This window comes from Endozoicomonas sp. ALC013, assembly GCF_049310205.1.
Lineage (GTDB): Bacteria > Pseudomonadota > Gammaproteobacteria > Pseudomonadales > Endozoicomonadaceae > Endozoicomonas.
In genome coordinates this window covers 1-13,742 of record NZ_JBLYNS010000137.1, presented here as the reverse complement: position 1 = coordinate 13,742, position 13,742 = coordinate 1, and the positions used below count along the sequence as shown (strand labels likewise).

Here is a 13,742-nt window from a genome sequence, read left to right as displayed (position 1 = left end):
TCACGAAGACTCCCAAAGGTACATCATCGGCAGCCATAACCCCAAACAGCTCACGCACTGCTTTTACTCCAACCTTCTGATTAGACCAGGCTTTGCACTGCACATAAATTTTCTGGCGGCTACCTTCTGCATTTGCTTTTCCGAGAATAATATCCACACCACCATCAGCGCCATGGTTTGTAAGACGAGAGCCATAGCCGCAAGCCGAAAAGTAGCCCTGGCAAAGTAGTTCAAACCGCTTCCACTCCATTTCTCGGAGGGTAACAACTGATAATTGAGGAGGCTTACTGGCGGGAGGTTGCTCTGACTTTATAGAAAGTTCATCGAGCTTAACCTTGTCGAAGATAGATGTGCTGGTGTTATCTTTTGGAATGGGAGCCCAGGAAGCAGAAACCTTTACCTTATGCTCTGATTCTGACCTGACCTCAAGTTGTAACTGCTTTTTCTTTTTCAGAAGAAAGCGGATGATGAGAAACAAACCACCGAATACTGCCGCCACCCAAAGGAGGCTGGTTAACACAGCTCCCAGGATGGCTATAAGCTGGTCTCCCGCTTTCCAGAAAGCAATAACCAACATACCAGACAGTGGTAAAATAATATCGCCCCTGGAAGGCTTTCTTCTGCGTCGTGCCACAATACCCCTCTACATCAGCACAAGGTACGCTGATCAGTAGGTCTGGACACCATACTTCAACAGCATTCTGGGCAGAACATCATCCAGATTTTTCACATCGTCGTCATTGAGCTGGATCAGATGAAACCCATACTTGTTGTATAACTCAATCTTCTGCTTCTTACGAGCGATGTATTTATCATCATTCTCATAGCCCCAGTATTCGATGTAGACCTTACCAGTGGGGATATAGAAATCACAATACATATCCTCTTCTATGGGTAATTTACGTTCATAAGCATGGACAATTTCTGCCATGTAGAGCCAGTTGTCGATCAACATTTCTGCTTTTGAACGCACCATATGGCCATCAGCCGTTCTTAAAGTCGCTGGGAATTTCTCTCGAAAGCTGACCTGCTCTGAAGTGGTGGTTACTTCTGAAGAGTCATCATGCTCCCCTTTAACTTCCTTGAGGGATAGCATAAACGCTTTATTTTCCAGGATGGATTCAGGCCAGCTGACATAGGGAACACCAGAACGATAATCTTCTTTCTGGACTCCATTAATCGCTTTGCCCTGTGGAGTGATCTCCCAGCCCTTTAATGCTTTTTTGATCCAGCCAAGCTCAGAAAAGAGAGCGTTTACCCGTTGAGCACTGAGTTCGACCTGTTTTGCAACAGCACTTGCCGTCAACAACTTACCAGGTGAGCTTTGCTGTTCTGTTGATGAATCAGAACCTGGTAGCTCAAGGTTCTCAGGCCAGACAATATAATTACCATATTTTGGGCTGGTCTTGTTTTCTCCGCCATATTGAAGACCAGCTTCAGTTAGGTGCCAAGCATCGTCCTTTCTTTCAATTAACTCCTCACTCAACAGTATTTGAAAGAAATCCTTAGACACTAATCCTCTTTGTTTGGCAAGAGCACTAGTAGAAATTTTCTTAATTTCACATGACATATACATCTTCCTTTCTAGATGCTTAAATTGTTATTGATTATTCTTTATGAAGGAGATAGCCCAAAAGTCAGAACTTGCTTCTCAATGGACTTCTGAAACTTCGATATAAGTTCTGATACAGATGGCGAGTTTAATTGAAATAGCCCGGTTTTAGAAAAAGACCCCGTGACTGAATGGTTGTTGTATTGAAATTGAAATCTAACAGATTCGGTTTTAAATTTAATTGATCGTGTAATAGATTCAAACTCACTTCTAATATCTTTTTTCCCCGAAACGCTGATTTTTGCCAGGCCTGCCTTTTCGACTCTAATTCCATAAGATGAAATATGTGTAATTTTCGTTTTACCAACTTCTTTCTCTAGATCGAGTATCAAAGCTAATGGATCAACAGTAATATCTGATAGTACAAGACCTAAACCCACCATGCTATGAAGCTTAGATATGAACCTCCTAAGAGTCCTCGGTGGATCGTAAATGCACAACAAATTTGAGTTTATGTCTAGGCTAAAATTACATACGTAATATGTCGTTACAGGGTTTTCTACTTCATTACCAAATGGATCTTGGATAATTGTTTTAGAAATGTTTTTTTCTATATAGCGGCCGGCAATGGTTTTACCTGTTGATTTTGAAAGCAAAAAACCTTCGCCTAAATATTCAGAATACTGATTAGCAATCAGTAATTCTGATAATTTCAAAATAGGTATTGGTAATTCGTAGTATAACCATTTAACCTTTTTCATGGATTTGCTCTCAATATTTTTTTTCCACAGCCTCAAAAGATAATTTTGCAGCTTGCTCAAGCAAAATATTTAACTTTTTTATTTCTTTTGGCAATGCCGATCTTCTAGTAACATTATGCTCTTGAGTACGATCATTATAGTTATATATACCACGCACAAGGTATTTAAAGTCGGTGCATGATGAAGGGGTTCCAAATTGCGCTTCAAATTCAACCCTATTACCGCCCGTTACATTTTCATCGCATGTCCATACGATCTTTGATATGAAAAATCCTCGGGCATGCAACTGATTGAACTCTGCAGATTCAAGAACCCCATTTCCTGCAAGAACTGCTTTTCTTATGTAACCAGCAAACCTACCAGCTTGTTCCTCATCTAGTTCATCCTCATCATCATCTAAAGAATCAATTGAATGATAAACATCAACACTTGATACATTTTCGAAGCTATACCCAGGCACCAAGTTTATTAATCGGTCAAAGAAATAACTTCTTGCTTCAGCTTCAATAAAATTCTCCAGTGATATGGTTTCTTCTTCCAGCTCTTCACCTTTTACTTGAGATAAATTTTCTTTTAGTTTGCTTGTTATTGTCTTTGCCTTCTCGTTAGAAGGCATTCTGAAGGTGAGTTCACCATTTTCTCTTTGGATTTCAATCTCACACTTCTTGATTGCTCTTTGTCTTAATTCAGTTTTAGTGAAATCAATATCAGTATACGTTACAACCAATGATATAGTATCGCTATCACTTTTAACAATTTTAAATGTGTCATCACTTATGTCTGCGTCAATTAGCATCTTACACGCTTTTTTAATCTCATCGTCAGACACTTGCGCCTTAACTGATGATTGTGTGGTTTTTTCTTTCCTGTTGGGGTTTTCTAAAAGCTTTGTTATGTATATAAAATCCTCATAGTCAATAGTGAGACCTGAAATCATAATTGACAGCTCAAGTTTGTCTAGCGAAGGTGAAACTAGAATATTTCTTCTTCTTAATAAGGCAACTAAATCTGACTGCTTTACTTTTTTGTGCTGTAAAGCATCATAAATATTCTTGTCAGTTGGAATATAAATTGAAGGACCTATTTTCTTACCCATCTTCACGCATACCTATTTCCATTGGACAGTAATTCGATACGACTTTATCAATGCGCTCAGCTTTCAATGTATTGAGACGTTTTTCGCGAGATTCATCGGCTCCCCACATTTTCAAATATTCCCCCTTAGCTTTGTGGAAATTATTTGGAGCACTTCTGCATGCATCTGTAAACCTTATACGGATAGGCATATTGCTTAAAAGCATTTGATAATGTGATAGTGCATCAATCAGATAAATAAACTCTTCAACTGTTGCTCCCTCTCCGTGGTAGTATATTAAATAACCCTCTTCAATTTCACCAGCATCTTTGTGCTTAATGATTAGCCATGGTGCTGTAAGTGCCTCAAGTGTTGCTGGTTGATCCCACTCATCACCATATCGCCTAGACATTACAAGATCATGATAGTAGAAAGTATATTCATGCCTTGGGAATAATTCTTCTGCAATCAATCCTTTGATGTCGGTTACTATATTTAATAACCTTCTAATAGTATCAGGAGCGAAAATTGATAACATTACTGATTCTGGCATATTCACTTTTTTATAATCTACAGCATTTATGATTTCTTGAGAGTCTTTATCAAACTCATTGTCATGGTTGTAAATAAAAAGCAAGCCAATAACTTTTGAATAGTCAGCATCATCTAAGAGGAATTTACTTTGCCAATCAGAACTTACATTTGCACATTCAATTGACATGGCAAGAGATTTTAATGCATTGTTTACACTTTGATTTGTAATACTTCCCTTTTTGTAACTTTTCAAATCAGTATTAAGGTATACCTTTTTTCCTGAGTACGGGTCATCATAATAGTATACGACGTCGGCTGGATGTGTTTTTTTGCAGTGATGTTCTGTAACACAGTCCCAATCAATATCTTTTAAAGGACAAGCCTCCCATTTAAACCATTTGAATATATCTTTCGATACTTTTTTCGCTAACTCTTCAATATTGCCTGTTTCAGACACAGCTATTTCTCCTGTGTGATTTTAACGGGTTAGATTTTTAACCTGATTTGCTCTATATAAAGATAAAGATTAAAGTGTTTAGAGTTATATAAAGACGTGCATAAGTATTTTGAGATTGAAAAGTAGAGCCGTAGTATCAGTTCTTTCTTCGGGCTGTTGTAGAGATCTCAGCCACTTTTCACAGTACGCACTTGAAGTTTGAAGTGATCTTTCAAAAATCACGCTACCGCCCATCCCTACATTTTCAGGAATAGTAAAATACTTTCGTGCGGCACATGGTGCGTATTTTCATCGACCAAATAGTACCATCTCTCCGTTTATCATGATATTGACGTTTATTGTATGCTGAATCACGATCACATCTTTGCCGCCTACTAAACTCTATAGTCATGCATAGTTACTCACATCTAATACCGTTACTGCGCTTTCTACTTATGCTTCCTGTCAAACTAACAGGGTCAAACTTTGCTAGCTCTGTTTCCACCCATAACCTTCACCTCTCCTCCTGAATTTCCATAATTTTGAACACCATCGTTCTTACTCAAAAAAATCTATTGCCCTGTGGACAAAACATTTTTTTGACCCGCCCTCTTGCTGTTCCTGGACAAATTACATTCAGCAAAAGAGGTAAAACATCATGGAAACACTCACTAACTCAATGCTTTGCACCTTGATCCATCTGACCAAAAATCAGTTGGAAGCCAAGAGACAAGAGATCGCGAACCTGTCTCAGTACACCACCAAGGTGATCCGCGAGAGCTATAACTCAGAAGTGGAAGAACTGGTAGCCATCAAAGATATACTCGACTCAGTTCTCAAGTTGCACGATGGCAAGCCTCGATCAACCAAGAAATAACCGAGTGGGGCTCAGCCCCACTTTCACTAGCCTAACCACTTAATAAAGTCATAAGTATGTTGCTCAATGCTAAGGCAGCAGAGATACCTATTGCCCAAAATGAGACCTTTTTGGCTTGCTCAGCACTTCCAACCGAGTGTTTAAACTCACAGTACTGGAGGTAGTTGAAATATGCCTGCGGAGAGAGAGTCCATCGTTGACACTCAGCATCGTGGATACTCTGATTCTGTATGGTCGTTAAAATGAATAGCTCACGACATATGTAATCGAACTCCGTTAAGTCAACACCTGAGGCATCACAAGCCTCTTTTTTGGTAAACGACTTATTATTGATTGCATATTCGATTAAATTCACATACCTGTGCGTATCCATTTTCCACTACCATCTATGACCAGAACCACCAAACTATCAAATCCCATAGCCTAACAACAGTCTTTCCTGGTATGACTTTTTGAGCTTTTCTATCAGCTGGTTTTCTGTCGTTTGATTCTTCTCATAGTGCAGGGCTATATCACTCCAGATCATACTGCGCTGTAGCTCCTTGAGCACCTTACAGAATGGCGTTGCTTTTCTGGCACAAGCTGAGAGGAAGTTGCCCATATAAAGCTGGTAGTTCTTGCCCGAGAAGGAAGTCGCTTTTTTGTAGTATCGCTTATAGTGAAGGTTTTCCTCGTAAGACGACTCAGGGAAGGTAAATTCAATGTCTTCCTGAAGCACCGTCCAGATGGGGTCAAGGTAGTTACTGTTGTACTTCAATTTGAAAGAGGTCAGCCCATACTGCCAGAGAGCCTGGATATGCTTGATAATCTGAGAGTATGTTTTCAGATTGACCCCAATCTCTCCAGTTTCCTTGTTGCAGGTTCCCAGGGCAAACTGCTGGATCACTGAGTGATGGTAGCGAAGCTCCACCCTGAAAACGTCATGCTGAGCATCGTAGCCAACATTCCCATCTGAGAGTTTGGTGCTTTCTTCCCATTTATGTTCAATGTAATCAAACTTATCAATGCTTTTAGCCTGTATGGTTTTGTTATACACCGCCAGTTGTACCGCACCCGCCGAACCAAATTTAAACGACTGTGAACGGTCATAGATGCCTGAGATTTCCGAGAAATTGAACTCAGCCTTATCAATACCGTTGTATTGAGATACCCGTCTGGATCGACAGAGCATTCTCTCCGAAAAGTCACTGTCCGGTTTCCAGCCCTGGATATCCACGGCAAGGTGGATAGCAGGATAATGAGGTTCTGCACAGTTCAGAATTTTTCTTGCGATTTTATCGAGAAATTTATCCACAGCCTTTGGCTTCCGGTTATCCAGAAACCAGGGAGAACATTCGATCTTCAGGTGTGAGCCTATGGACTCCGCTTTGGAGTGGAACATTTTGAAGAAGACAATAATCCCCAAGTCATTATTCTGGAGCCGGTACTGATAACCTGAAGCCTTGCCACTTTTGCCCAATAGCCAGTCATAACCGATAAACCGAAATACCTTTTCTCCAAACTCAATGGATTCCTCACAATCCACCAGAAAATCAGGGTTCATCTGCCCACGGTATAGCTGTCTGAGGGTATCCACATAGGTTCCTACTATCTGGAAGTTATCCTGATAAAAGTCAGCCACCTTGCCATACCTGGGGTGAACAAATAATAGCCCTTTGTCGTTTGCAATAGTTTCCGCACCATCCTTTGATAGTTCGTATCTTTCTAACGATTTCATAAGAATTCCTTTTCTTATAACTTTTACATTTCGATGTAGTTCAGTTTAAAGACGTGCTACAGGAACGTCCGCCTGCGAGGGCTGCCGCTGCGCGTGGCAGCCTCGCGCAGTGCCTGGCTCAAGGTACGTCATAGGGCTCGATCTCCCGTCGGTGGTTGCGGCGACTGTTTCGGTCGTGTCGTTTATCCGAGAGTGTTTCGTCAAAGTAGCCATTGCGGACAATGGCCTTACACAGGTAGTCCGGCACATCCATGCGGGTGATCCGCTGGGAGTAACAGATGCAGACTTCCTGAGCAGTCCCCTCCCGCCAGAGCACACAGTTCTCGGGTTTCGGGAAAGAACGGGGTTTGGTCAGGTGATCGTAGACCGGTGCCGTATGTTTCAGCCCGGTGATTCTCGGCTTACGGACTTCAAGGTACTGCTCGCGGCTTTGGGGCTGGAGGTCAGCAACGGGCAGCGGAGTGTCGGATAGTTCCGGAGCTGTTGCGGCTTCGCCGTGTTGATCAGGGAAGAGCGTGGTGAAGCCGAGATACAGTGCAAAGCCAATCACACCGAGCAGCAGCGGGATCAGCCAGACAACCGGCGGCAGACTCAACTTATGAGTATGCTCAAACGCCGAGAAATAGACCCCGAAATATCGTTTGGGCTTACTGGTGACGGACTTTCGTCCCTCACCTTTGGCAAAATGATCATCGGGATCAACGCACTTGTCCCAGGTGTATCGGGTAACTTTTGTTGAACCCCAGAAGTTGAAGTAGTGGGTATGGTGTCCACACAGCCTTCTCAGGTGAACATCGAGAAAATTGGGATGCTGGGTGATCAAGATGACATCAAAGCTGTCATGGCGATGCTTCTCGAATCGAGAAGCGTACAACGGCACTTTATCTTTACCGGAGCGCACTGGAAAGAACTCCTGAGCCTCATCAATCACCAGCACCGAATGACCTTGCAGATCATACCATTGATGAGGGTCAGGAAAGTGTGACCAGTGCAAGTTCAGGTGCTCAAAGTCCTTGAAGGTGAGTTCCACACCTTCAGGAGCCTTCTTCTCGATTTCTGACACCTTCTGCACCAGTGCTGCTGGATAGCAGACTTTGACCCACTTCAGCCATTGCCTCAGTGGATCATGCTGTTTAAATGCCTGTTCCAGAAATGGTGCATCTTCCAATTCCACAAATCGTTTCTGTTCATGGACAGGACGAATCATCGGTTCAATAACCGATTTCTGACTGGTAGTCAGACTTGGAAGGTAGCAGTCGTAGAAAAAAGCCTGAAAACTCTGGCACTGCTGATAGTCCAACAGGTTCAGTTTGATATTGTTGTAGAACTTGGGACGACCCGCATATTTCTTATCAGTGCAGATGGTTTTGAAACAGTTCAGGCTTTTGCTGGCACCTGGCCTGCCAGTGATAAAATGAAGCATGGCATGGTTCCTTTTTCTCCTGTAGGCGTCCTTGCTGGTCGCTGCCCTTGTGTTCCGCAGGAAACGAAGTTCTTTTCACGAAAAGAACATCGTTTCCTGCGGCTGATGAACAACGTTACCTACCGTTTATTCAGGACGTGCCACCAAAGCCTTTCCAGAAGGAAACGCTTTGCTTTGGCCGTCCATTAAAATAGGAGATGCCCTTGATCACCATGATGACTGTGATAAACGACAAGGCGATATTTACCGCTTTGGGAATACCCAACAAGGAAAGCATCTGGAACATGGCCACCGGCATACCATCGAAATTTGCCTGAATCTGATCCCCGAGATAATCAATCAGGAGATCCAGGCCGAAGTAGGTGACAACACCCGCACCCAACCCTCGCAACAACAGCCAGGCAATGGGAACAATGGTGGTGACAATAAAAGTGAGGATATATCCCATACTTTGCTCCTTATTCGTTGCACCTTTTATCCATTACCAAGGGATTTCGCCAAAACGACCGACATAGAGAACCAAGTGGCAAACAGGATGAACCATGAGATATAAGAAGCCAGATCGCACAGGGGAGTCAGGACAATTTCATACTCAGCACCGAGCACGCTGAAACCGATGGGTTCAGGGCACTGGTTATCGGAAGTGACGTATTCATCAGTTTCCAGAAAGTCATCCACATGAATTTCCAGCGTATCGCCTGGCAGTGAACCCAACGGTGACATGTCTGAATGGCTGCTGATAATGGAACTGATTTCACTGTCGTTAAATTCGGAAAGGCAGAGCTGTTTTTTCTGCATTCTGGCAATAGCGCACTGGATGGCATCGCCTGTGCAGGTCACTTCCTTATCACAGCCCAAGCCTGAAAAAGCTGATTTAGGATTATTACTTTCTGCTTGTTTTTCAGCTTGCTGACGAATGCCAGTTTCTCTGACGATTTGTTTTACTGACTGGGCTTCTTGCGTATTCTCGGCAAGATCCTGCTGGTCCAAAATATCGTCGTTGGTTTTGCCATTGGCGTTACCGCCATTTGCCGGATGATCAACAGAATCGGGATCGACTTTATTCCCCTCTGGATAGACGCACAGATACTCACCATTCACATACTGGCAGTTGCTATAGGCGTCCTTCTCAAAACAGACCACCTCACCGTTAAACGTGCCACAGTTGAATTGGTCTTCCCTTGTTTGGTTATCAATGCAGACAGGAACCCCATTCACCAGCTTGCAAGTCTTGTCAGCACTGATGCACACCTGAGTATTGCCATCTGAGCGGCAGGGCAATTCATCTTCATTGATTTCCGTGTATTCACTGACACCGGCAAGCTGGGCAGTTTCTTCATTGCCAGTACAGGCTCCACCGGTAGGAATGTATTCATAGGCAATGGGAGCCAGCGCATTATCATAGTCACGAAATCCGCCTAATGAGGTGTAGCTGCACTGGTTAAAACAGGCTGTTTGCGCATTGGTAGAACTGGTGACTGGTTTTGCATCAAGGCAACTGGTCTGGCCTGCACATTGAAAAGTCTCGGGATCAATACCAGATGGACAAGGCTGCTCAAGGTTAAAACCAACCTTGATGTAGTAGTTTGTAGTGAAACAGATCAAAGGACTGGCTTCACGATCATAAAGATAAAGAAAATTCGGTTCCTGGCAAACTGCTCTGGGATCACAAGGTTCATTGAATTTGCAGTTCAGGTAATCTCGATCTGCTATCCAGGTTGCTTCAGAGAAACCAGAAATAGTGAACAGTGGTAGCAACAAAAACAGCCTGAAATAGTTCATGGCCGCATCATCCAGACAGCCAATAGAACAACCAGCACATAGAACCATCCATAGTCTGGTACCCACATAACCCTGTTGTCCTTTTATCGTTGTTCATACCGACCATTCCTGGTCATAAAGACGGGAGGACAAACCTCCCGCCAACCCATTCAAACAGGTCTCAGCCGAACATCGCGCCTTTGACCCACTTGAACACAACGGCAATGCCAGCCAGTCCCACCAGAGCAGTACCCACCGCAGTAATTGCAGCGGAACCATCGGTGGTCAGGGCCGTGGTTGCAGCTGACACATCAATCTCAGCAAAGGCACTGGATGCCATTGCTGAAGTGGCCAGTATGAGTGCAAGGTGTTTTAGCTTCTTCATGGCTAATCTCCTTGTTGGTTTAACGTAATTGACGAAGGATCAGGGCAAAGATAAACCCAATCACCAGTGCCAACAGCGCGGCACCAATCAGGCTATCCGCCTGTTCTTTCGTCAGCCCATTGGGTGCAGGGATTGCCTGCACCTCTTCCAGTGTCAGGGTGGCGGATTCACCTGAGCAGGAAATCCCACCTTCGGCATCCGTACTAAACCCCTCACACAGAAGTAGTTGCATTATTTAACCGCCTTTTCTAATGCCGGTTTTTTAATGCCAAGAATTTTGATGGAAATTCGTTGCTTTGAACCGGACATGACTTTAGTTCGAAACTCATAAGGCTTTAAAGGCTGTAAAGATTGAAAGTCATAAAGCTTTTCATAATCAGAACTGCAAATCATAACGTCCAGACCGAAAATATTGGGATCGTCATCTTCTCCAGTGGAAGATAAGAAGACTTTCAAATAACGACTGGATTCAAACTCTGTTACTTTTGCTCCCAGGTAAAGTGCCTTTATTGATGATTCCATTTTTTGCTCCTTGTTGAATTAATTGTTTTGGCAATTACAGGTTTAATTGGGAAATAAAAGGATTTCAATAGATGTATTGAAAGTCGCCTGTAACCGCCCATAACCACTAAAAGGAATGCAAATCTTTACAATCCAAAAAGATAAATTGATTTTTTGACAGCGAACCTTGGCAAGGCGATTAATCGCATGGAAGGGCAAGGGGTTGCCCTGCGATTAATATTAACGCCTTGCCTTCACTGTCAATAAATCAATTTAATTATTCAGAATCAGACGACATCTTATTACTGGTTGGCCATGTATCATTAGGAGGCTCACGCCCAATAATCACCCCTTTGGTTCGGTGATAATGGTAGACACATTCCCATATATGGGCCTTGATCCTGTCCATGGCTACCAGGTGTCGTTCCTCCAGAGAGCAGCCAGGCTTAATGCGTGCGCTTTTTCTGTGTCTCATCGCTGTAAGCTTCTGGGTTTGGGCAGGATTTATTTAATTGATGCAACCACTCAGACAAGAAAGCCTGAATGGTTCTTATGGTTTTTAACTCATTTATCCACTGGTTCTTGAGATTTTCAGAAATGATATGCTGACCATTAGTTAAATCATTTTCCAACCGATCTTTTTGATCAACAACTGATTTGATTGCATATTGTATCAGAATCAGCTGAAGATAATGGTCGTTTAATATATCCACTTCCTCAATAGCACTTCCTGTATAAATAAATACATTGCTCATTTTATAGTCCTTATTGTTTGATTAAAGAAGAGTGTTGTTTTTGTTGGCCACCATTTCTCTGAACGTCAGAAGGTTAATAAAGGTACGCCGTCCTATCCGGTATACAGGCAAAATACCTTCTTTCATCCAGTGACGAACTACATGCTCGGTAACGTGGAGAGAATCAGCAAAATCTCTTGGGGAACAGATAATGTCATTGGGCAAAGAGCCCTTAATGATCATGTCTTCAATATCCATACCATCATCCTTGACGATTAAGGTTTATGAAAACTTCTAGTTATGCATAAAACATGCAGATGTAATATTTACATCTATAATTAGACCATGTAAAGGTTTTTATTACCTTGCATGTAGATTTGTCATGTACTGCAAAAAATTATTAGCGCAGGTAGTATTGAGTACATACCAACACTACCCCCCCCGATTTAACAGCTCAGGAGGCTGGATAGGGGCATAGGAGCTGAAAAATGAGCAGGACTGACAAAAACGGTTTGACCATGAATGGTCGGCTGGAGCTGGTTCGGAGATTGCTGGAGTATACCCGTAAGGAATGGGCTGATTTGCTGGGATGCAGCGTCAACCTGATCGCTAACATAGAGCATGGTCGTCAAAGGCCGACCAGTGATTTACTGGAAGCCATCAGCGAACGCTTTCCTTACCTGATTGAGTACATTATTACCGGTCAGGCTGAGAATATTTTCGGTGAAAAAGAGAAAGCATTCTTAAAAGAACTGGCAGGCTATGAGCCTGAAAAGGTCAAGGAGATCCTCAATTCTAAACCCCGAAAACGCTATTAGCGTGACAAAAGGTCAGTCAGCTTATGAAAATTACAAAAAATCCCAAAACCGGAAAATGGAAACTCGATGTAGAAATCACTAAAGGCAAACGCTATCGCAAAACCTGCAACACCAAGGCAGAATGCCTGGAATACTATCACCAGATCAAATGGAAACATGCTGACCGGGAAGACTATGATCGTCAGGACAATCGTTCTCTGAAAACCATCATTAATCTCTGGTATGAAGGTCGAGGTTGTGAACTGGTCAAAGGAGATCGAATCCGGAGAGTGCTTCATTCCATGGCTGATGTACTTGGAAACCCCGAAGCCCGTCGAATGACACCGAAACGATTTAACGATTACAAGGCGATAAGGCGCATAAAGAGCCAGCAGGACAATAAGGGCATTGCCGACTCTACCCTGAACAATTATCTGACCTATCTCAGGTCGGTATATAACTACCTGATCGCCATTGGAGAGATTAACTATCCCAACCCGCTGGCACAGGCTCATAAAATCAAAGTTCAGGAACCGGAACTGGCCTATCTGACCAGTGATCAAATTGATTGCCTGTTGGCGGTCATAAAGCAGAATTTCAAAGGTAATCATCTGCTATTGGTTACGAAACTCTGCCTTGCTACCGGTGCCCGCTGGAGTGAGATAACCAGCCGGAAAGTCCATCATTTCAAAAACCAGCAGATTGATTTAACCAAAACCAAAGGCAAGCGAATTCGCAGCATTCCCCTCGATGAAGATATCTATGAAGCTGCAAAGCAGCACCTTGAACAGCATGGATCTTTCAAATGTACCCGTAGAGGATTTGCCAAGGCAGTCAAACTCGCAGGAATAAGCTTACCAGAAGGCCAAAACAGCCATGTACTCAGACACACCTTTGCCAGTCATTTTATGATGAACAAGGGAAATATCATCGTTCTCCAGAACATACTGGGGCATACGGATATCAAGCTGACCATGAAATATGCAAAGTTTGATCCTGAGCACTTCAAGGATGCTATCAACCTGAATCCTTTAGCCCAGCTTGAGCGACAGTGATATTATAATAAAATTCAGGGCTGATTTTTTTCGACAATCCTTCGACACATTTTCGACACCTTTCAGAATATCGACCAAAAGGTCAGAATAATTTTCATAGAAACAATCAGTTATAAAATAGCCTGATTTGGGAT

Annotated in this window: 17 protein-coding genes; 3 read left to right on the top strand and 14 right to left on the bottom strand. The window is 42.9% G+C overall.

The window, feature by feature from the left end; translation table 11 throughout:
• The 5 genes from ACO6V1_RS19265 to ACO6V1_RS19245 all read right to left on the bottom strand — a co-directional run.
• Positions 1-577 (bottom strand): restriction endonuclease (locus tag ACO6V1_RS19265; protein ID WP_422468079.1); only part of this gene is annotated, 577 nt, incomplete at its 3' end.
• 90 nt (positions 578-667) lie between these two features.
• Complete coding sequence (locus ACO6V1_RS19260) at positions 668-1,570, bottom strand: hypothetical protein (RefSeq protein ID WP_422450452.1); 903 nt, start codon at positions 1,568-1,570, stop codon at positions 668-670.
• Between the two features lie 44 nt (positions 1,571-1,614).
• On the bottom strand, positions 1,615-2,313 hold the full coding sequence (locus ACO6V1_RS19255; RefSeq protein WP_422468077.1) for a hypothetical protein: 699 nt from the start codon (positions 2,311-2,313) through the stop codon (positions 1,615-1,617).
• A 10-nt stretch (positions 2,314-2,323) separates the two neighbouring features.
• A complete protein-coding gene (locus tag ACO6V1_RS19250; protein WP_422468075.1) occupies positions 2,324-3,409 on the bottom strand; it encodes a hypothetical protein in 1,086 nt (361 codons plus the stop codon).
• Positions 3,402-4,379 (bottom strand): hypothetical protein, encoded by a 978-nt coding sequence (locus ACO6V1_RS19245; protein WP_422450450.1) that lies wholly within the window; start codon positions 4,377-4,379, stop codon positions 3,402-3,404. The genes ACO6V1_RS19250 and ACO6V1_RS19245 overlap by 8 nt, the downstream gene beginning before the upstream one ends.
• Before the next feature lie 637 nt (positions 4,380-5,016).
• Between ACO6V1_RS19245 and ACO6V1_RS19240 the strand changes: the two genes are divergently transcribed.
• Entirely contained in the window at positions 5,017-5,235 is a 219-nt protein-coding gene (locus ACO6V1_RS19240) for a hypothetical protein (protein WP_422450449.1), read from the top strand.
• Between the two features lie 409 nt (positions 5,236-5,644).
• On the opposite strand, the gene ACO6V1_RS19235 is transcribed toward ACO6V1_RS19240, so the two are convergent.
• The 9 genes from ACO6V1_RS19235 to ACO6V1_RS19195 all read right to left on the bottom strand — a co-directional run bounded on the left by ACO6V1_RS19235 (position 5,645) and on the right by ACO6V1_RS19195 (position 12,014).
• Positions 5,645-6,952, bottom strand: a complete 1,308-nt coding sequence (locus tag ACO6V1_RS19235; protein WP_422450448.1) for a hypothetical protein — start codon at positions 6,950-6,952, stop codon at positions 5,645-5,647.
• Between the two features lie 118 nt (positions 6,953-7,070).
• Entirely contained in the window at positions 7,071-8,375 is a 1,305-nt protein-coding gene (locus ACO6V1_RS19230) for a zonular occludens toxin domain-containing protein (RefSeq protein WP_422450447.1), read from the bottom strand.
• A 130-nt stretch (positions 8,376-8,505) separates the two neighbouring features.
• Positions 8,506-8,823: a DUF2523 family protein gene (locus ACO6V1_RS19225; protein WP_422450446.1), complete on the bottom strand. Its 318-nt coding sequence runs from the start codon at positions 8,821-8,823 to the stop codon at positions 8,506-8,508.
• A 26-nt stretch (positions 8,824-8,849) separates the two neighbouring features.
• Positions 8,850-10,205 (bottom strand): virulence factor TspB C-terminal domain-related protein, encoded by a 1,356-nt coding sequence (locus tag ACO6V1_RS19220; protein ID WP_422468073.1) that lies wholly within the window; start codon positions 10,203-10,205, stop codon positions 8,850-8,852.
• 112 nt (positions 10,206-10,317) lie between these two features.
• Complete coding sequence (locus tag ACO6V1_RS19215) at positions 10,318-10,521, bottom strand: major capsid protein (protein WP_422450444.1); 204 nt, start codon at positions 10,519-10,521, stop codon at positions 10,318-10,320.
• A gap of 19 nt (positions 10,522-10,540) precedes the next feature.
• On the bottom strand, positions 10,541-10,753 hold the full coding sequence (locus tag ACO6V1_RS19210) for a hypothetical protein (RefSeq protein ID WP_422450443.1): 213 nt from the start codon (positions 10,751-10,753) through the stop codon (positions 10,541-10,543).
• Entirely contained in the window at positions 10,753-11,043 is a 291-nt protein-coding gene (locus ACO6V1_RS19205) for a hypothetical protein (protein WP_422450442.1), read from the bottom strand. The genes ACO6V1_RS19210 and ACO6V1_RS19205 overlap by 1 nt, the downstream gene beginning before the upstream one ends.
• A gap of 425 nt (positions 11,044-11,468) precedes the next feature.
• Entirely contained in the window at positions 11,469-11,777 is a 309-nt protein-coding gene (locus ACO6V1_RS19200) for a hypothetical protein (RefSeq protein WP_422450441.1), read from the bottom strand.
• Between the two features lie 21 nt (positions 11,778-11,798).
• Positions 11,799-12,014, bottom strand: a complete 216-nt coding sequence (locus ACO6V1_RS19195; RefSeq protein ID WP_422450440.1) for a MerR family transcriptional regulator — start codon at positions 12,012-12,014, stop codon at positions 11,799-11,801.
• Between the two features lie 230 nt (positions 12,015-12,244).
• Here ACO6V1_RS19195 and ACO6V1_RS19190 point away from each other — a divergent pair, with 230 nt between their 5' ends.
• Positions 12,245-12,574, top strand: a complete 330-nt coding sequence (locus tag ACO6V1_RS19190; protein ID WP_422450439.1) for a helix-turn-helix domain-containing protein — start codon at positions 12,245-12,247, stop codon at positions 12,572-12,574.
• Between the two features lie 23 nt (positions 12,575-12,597).
• Complete coding sequence (locus ACO6V1_RS19185; RefSeq protein ID WP_422450438.1) at positions 12,598-13,608, top strand: phage integrase; 1,011 nt, start codon at positions 12,598-12,600, stop codon at positions 13,606-13,608.
• The last annotated feature ends 134 nt before the right edge of the window (positions 13,609-13,742 follow it).

Bases quoted from the DNA above. Each gene is read 5' to 3' on its own strand.
- ACO6V1_RS19260 (WP_422450452.1), bottom strand. From the start codon at position 1,570: ATGTCATGTGAAATTAAGAAAATTTCTACTAGTGCTCTTGCCAAACAA.
- ACO6V1_RS19255 (WP_422468077.1), bottom strand. From the start codon at position 2,313: ATGAAAAAGGTTAAATGGTTATACTACGAATTACCAATACCTATTTTG.
- ACO6V1_RS19250 (WP_422468075.1), bottom strand. From the start codon at position 3,409: ATGGGTAAGAAAATAGGTCCTTCAATTTATATTCCAACTGACAAGAAT.
- ACO6V1_RS19240 (WP_422450449.1), top strand. From the start codon at position 5,017: ATGGAAACACTCACTAACTCAATGCTTTGCACCTTGATCCATCTGACC.
- ACO6V1_RS19235 (WP_422450448.1), bottom strand. From the start codon at position 6,952: ATGAAATCGTTAGAAAGATACGAACTATCAAAGGATGGTGCGGAAACT.
- ACO6V1_RS19230 (WP_422450447.1), bottom strand. From the start codon at position 8,375: ATGCTTCATTTTATCACTGGCAGGCCAGGTGCCAGCAAAAGCCTGAAC.
- ACO6V1_RS19225 (WP_422450446.1), bottom strand. From the start codon at position 8,823: ATGGGATATATCCTCACTTTTATTGTCACCACCATTGTTCCCATTGCC.
- ACO6V1_RS19220 (WP_422468073.1), bottom strand. From the start codon at position 10,205: ATGGTTCTATGTGCTGGTTGTTCTATTGGCTGTCTGGATGATGCGGCC.
- ACO6V1_RS19215 (WP_422450444.1), bottom strand. From the start codon at position 10,521: ATGAAGAAGCTAAAACACCTTGCACTCATACTGGCCACTTCAGCAATG.
- ACO6V1_RS19210 (WP_422450443.1), bottom strand. From the start codon at position 10,753: ATGCAACTACTTCTGTGTGAGGGGTTTAGTACGGATGCCGAAGGTGGG.
- ACO6V1_RS19205 (WP_422450442.1), bottom strand. From the start codon at position 11,043: ATGGAATCATCAATAAAGGCACTTTACCTGGGAGCAAAAGTAACAGAG.
- ACO6V1_RS19200 (WP_422450441.1), bottom strand. From the start codon at position 11,777: ATGAGCAATGTATTTATTTATACAGGAAGTGCTATTGAGGAAGTGGAT.
- ACO6V1_RS19195 (WP_422450440.1), bottom strand. From the start codon at position 12,014: ATGGATATTGAAGACATGATCATTAAGGGCTCTTTGCCCAATGACATT.
- ACO6V1_RS19190 (WP_422450439.1), top strand. From the start codon at position 12,245: ATGAGCAGGACTGACAAAAACGGTTTGACCATGAATGGTCGGCTGGAG.
- ACO6V1_RS19185 (WP_422450438.1), top strand. From the start codon at position 12,598: ATGAAAATTACAAAAAATCCCAAAACCGGAAAATGGAAACTCGATGTA.